Genomic DNA, 3,662 nt, shown 5'->3' with positions numbered 1-3,662 from the left:
CCCCGCCTGGGCATCCGCACAGACTCTCCGCCCCCGGACTGGGACGCCGCAGCGACCCGGCCCGGGTGCCCTGTACCGGCACCCGTGTCCGTGCTGTCGTGAGCTCCCCCCATTCACCCGTCACCGTGCCGATTCGGCCGGTCCCAAGGAGCCGCGATGCCCGCAGCACCACCGGACGGTGCGCCCGCGCTGCACGTCGAGAGCCTCGACGTGACGTACGGGCGCGCACTGTCCGCCCTCCGCTCCGTGTCCCTGACCGTCCCGCACGGCGCCGTCGTCGCCCTCCTCGGTGCCAACGGCGCCGGCAAGACGACGCTGCTGCGGGCCGTCTCGGGCACACTGCGCCTGCACCGAGGGGCGATCACGGCCGGCCGCGTCCGCTACGGCGACACGGCCCTCGACGGCCGGGACCCGGTCGCCGCCGTACGCGCCGGAGTCGTACAGGTGCCCGAGGGCAGGCGGGTGTTCGCCGGACTCACCGTCGACGAGAACCTGCGGGCCGGCGGGCTCGGCCTCGGCCGGCGCGCCCCGGCCCAGGTCCGCGAGGGCAGGGACCGCGTCTTCGCGCTCTTCCCCCGGCTCGCCGAACGCACCCGCCAGGCCGCCGGCCTGCTGTCCGGCGGGGAGCAGCAGATGCTGGCCATCGGCCGCGCCCTGATGGCCGCGCCCCGCCTGCTCCTCCTGGACGAACCCTCCCTCGGCCTCGCCCCGATGATGGTGGACCGCATCGCCGGCGTCGTCCGCGAGATCAACGCCCAGGGCACCGCCGTCCTGCTCGTCGAACAGAACGCCGGCATGGCCCTGTCCCTCGCCGAAGAGGCGTACGTCCTGGAGGTCGGCGAGGTCCGGCTCTCCGGACCCGCCGCGGAACTCGCCCGGACCGACGCCGTACGCCGCCTCTACCTGGGCGAGACCACCGACGGTCAGGGGGCCGCGTGACCGCCCCCGACGCGCTCCACGTCCGGGGCGTGACCGTGCGCTTCGCCGGACTCGTCGCCCTCGACGACGTCTCCTTCACCGTCGCCCCCGGCACCCTGCACGCCGTCATCGGCCCCAACGGCGCCGGCAAGTCCACCTGCTTCAACGTCCTGTCGGGTCTGTACCGCCCCACCACCGGCACCGTACGGCTCGGCGACGCCGAGCTGACGCGGCTCGCCCCGCACCGCATCGCGGCGCTCGGCGTGGCCCGCACCTTCCAGAACATCGTCACCACCCAGGGCACCGTCGCCGACAACCTGATGCTCGGCCGCCACGCCCTGTCCCGCGCCGGTTTCGCCGCCAGCGCCCTGCGGCTGCCGCGCGCCGTGCGCGAACAGCGCGATCACCTCGCCAAGGCCCGGGAGATCGCCGAACTCGTCGGCCTCGGAGCCCACTTCACCTCGCCCGTCGCCCTGCTCTCCTACGGCGACCGCAAGCGCGTCGAACTCGCCCGCGCCCTCTGTCTGGAGCCCCGTGTCCTGCTGCTCGACGAACCCGTGGCCGGCATGAACGCCGCCGAACGCGCCCGCATGACCGAGGTCGTCCGGGAGATCCGTGCCGAACTCGGCCTCTCCGTCGTCCTGGTCGAACACGACATGGGACTGGTGATGCGGCTCGCCGACGAGGTCACCGTCCTCGACTTCGGCAAGGCCATCGCCCACGGCACCCCCGACGAGGTCCGGCGCGACCCCGAGGTGCTGCGCGCCTACCTCGGCACCGGCACCACCGGGGAGGACGCGGCATGAGCGGCTTCCTCGACAACCTCCTCAACGGCCTCGCCCTCGGCTCCGTCTACGCCCTGATCGCGCTCGGCTTCGTCACCATCTTCAAGGCCTCCGGCGTACTGAACTTCGCCCACGGCTCCCTGCTGCTGCTCGGCGGCTACCTCGTCGCCGTCCTCCACGACGACCTCGGCTTCGCCGGGGCGCTGGCCGTCGCGGTCCTCGTGACCGCTGCCGTGGCGGGGGCGCTGGACCGCCTGCTGCTCCAGCCGGTCGGCGGCGGCGACCCGCACGCCGCGCACGTACAGACCATCGTCACCATCGGCATCGACATCGTCCTGGTCACCGACCTGGCCCGGCGCATCGGCGGCGACCTGCTGCCGCTCGGCGACCCCTGGGGCGACGCCGTGACCGACCTCGGCCCGGTGACCGTGGCCGACAGCCGCGTCGCCGCGATCCTGGTCTCCGCCCTCGCCATCGGCGGCGCCTTCGCCCTCTTCCGGTTCACCTCGTGGGGCCTCTCGCTGCGCGCCGCCGCCGAGGACTCGGAGGCCGCCGCCCTGATGGGCGTTCGGCTGACACGGGTGCGCACCGCCGCCTGGTGCCTGGCCGGCGGCCTCGCCGCGCTCGCCGCGGTCTTCCTGGTCGCCTTCCCGGCACCCGGCCTCGAACGCACCACCGGGCAGATCGCCCTGAAGGCGTTCCCGGCCGCCATCCTCGGCGGCATGGCCTCCCCGGTCGGCGCCCTCGTCGGCAGCATGCTGATCGGCCTCACCGAGGCGTTCGTCGCCGGCTACCAGTCCGACCTGCACGTCCTCGGCGAGGGCTTCGGCGACGTCGCGCCGTACGCCGTGATGGTGCTGGTCCTGCTGGTGCGCCCCGCCGGACTCTTCGCGGCGAAGGGGGCGGCCCGTGTCTGACCGACTCTCCGCTCTCCTGCGACGCGGCGGCCTCCTCCTGCCCGTCCTCCTCCTGTGCGCCCTGCCGTTCTACCTGGACGCCTTCTGGCTGCGCATCGGCCTGTTCTCGATGGCCGCCGCCATCGGAGCAGTCGGTCTCGGCCTGCTCAGCGGCACCGCCGGCCAGCTCTCCCTCGGGCACGCCTTCTTCCTCGCGGTCGGCGCGTACGGCTACGTGTGGCTGGCGGGCGAGCCCGGCCCCGGGCTGCCGCCCTCCCTCGCCGCGCTGCTCGCCGTACTCCTGGCCGGGGCGGCCGGCGGCCTGTTCAGTCCCGTCGCCGGCCGGGTCAAGGGCATCTACCTGGGCGTGGCCACCCTCGCCCTGGTCTTCCTCGGCCACCACGTCCTGCTCACCGCGGACTCCGTCACCGGCGGCTTCAACGGACGCTCGGTGCCGCCGCTGGAGCTGGGCGGCTTCACCTTCGCCGAGACCGATCCGGAACTGACGCTCCTGGGCGTGCCGTTCGGTGCCGAGGAACGGCTCTGGTACCTGGGCCTCGTCCTGTTCGCCGTCACCTGGTTCACCGCCCGCGGACTGCTGCGCGGGCGGCCCGGCCGCGCCCTGGTGGCGCTGCGCGACAGCGAGACCGCGGCGTCGGTGATGGGCGTGCACGTGGCGCGGTACCGCTCGGCGGCGTTCGTCGTCTCCTCCATGTACGCGGGCCTGGCGGGCGTCCTGCTCGCGCTCTCCTTCCGCCGCGTCGTCCCCGACTACTTCTCCCTCGCCCTCTCCGTCGACTACCTGGCCATGATCGTCATCGGCGGACTGGGTTCGGTCGCCGGAGCCACCGCGGGTGCCGTCTTCGTCACCGCGCTGCCCCTGCTGATGACCCGCTACGCCGACCAGTTGCCGCTGGTGGCGACCCCGGGCTCCGGCGGCGGATCGATCGGCCCGACCGAGGCGTCCCGCTACCTCTACGGAGCCGCGATCGTCGTGATCCTCCTCTACGCCCCCGACGGCCTGCACGGGCTGGCCCGCCGCACCCGTGCCCGCCTGCGCCGC

General features: G+C 74.2%; 4 protein-coding genes. All 4 read left to right on the top strand.

Features of this window, described 5'->3' with window-relative positions; genetic code table 11:
* Positions 1-156 precede the first annotated feature (156 nt).
* On the top strand, positions 157-939 hold the full coding sequence (locus DMH12_RS37760; RefSeq protein ID WP_125495771.1) for an ABC transporter ATP-binding protein: 783 nt from the start codon (positions 157-159) through the stop codon (positions 937-939).
* Entirely contained in the window at positions 936-1,724 is a 789-nt protein-coding gene (locus DMH12_RS37755) for an ABC transporter ATP-binding protein (protein WP_125495770.1), read from the top strand. Before DMH12_RS37760 ends, DMH12_RS37755 begins: the two co-directional genes overlap by 4 nt.
* The gene (locus DMH12_RS37750; RefSeq protein ID WP_122615493.1) at positions 1,721-2,620 is read left to right on the top strand and encodes a branched-chain amino acid ABC transporter permease; all 900 of its coding nucleotides are present in this window, start codon (positions 1,721-1,723) and stop codon (positions 2,618-2,620) included. The genes DMH12_RS37755 and DMH12_RS37750 overlap by 4 nt, the downstream gene beginning before the upstream one ends.
* Positions 2,613-3,662: branched-chain amino acid ABC transporter permease (locus DMH12_RS37745; protein ID WP_148107594.1), on the top strand; the 1,050-nt coding region annotated here is incomplete at its 3' end. The genes DMH12_RS37750 and DMH12_RS37745, both read left to right, overlap by 8 nt.

The sequence above is a fragment of the Streptomyces sp. WAC 04229 genome, assembly GCF_003947455.1.
In the GTDB taxonomy this organism is placed as follows: Bacteria; Actinomycetota; Actinomycetes; order Streptomycetales; family Streptomycetaceae; genus Streptomyces.
The sequence above is the reverse complement of the archived record's forward strand: the minus strand, read 5'-3'. Positions and strand labels throughout refer to the sequence as shown.

What these genes read in the sequence shown, in the direction of transcription:
- DMH12_RS37760 (WP_125495771.1), top strand. Translation starts at nt 157, where the DNA reads ATGCCCGCAGCACCACCGGACGGTGCGCCCGCGCTGCACGTCGAGAGC.
- DMH12_RS37750 (WP_122615493.1), top strand. Translation starts at nt 1,721, where the DNA reads ATGAGCGGCTTCCTCGACAACCTCCTCAACGGCCTCGCCCTCGGCTCC.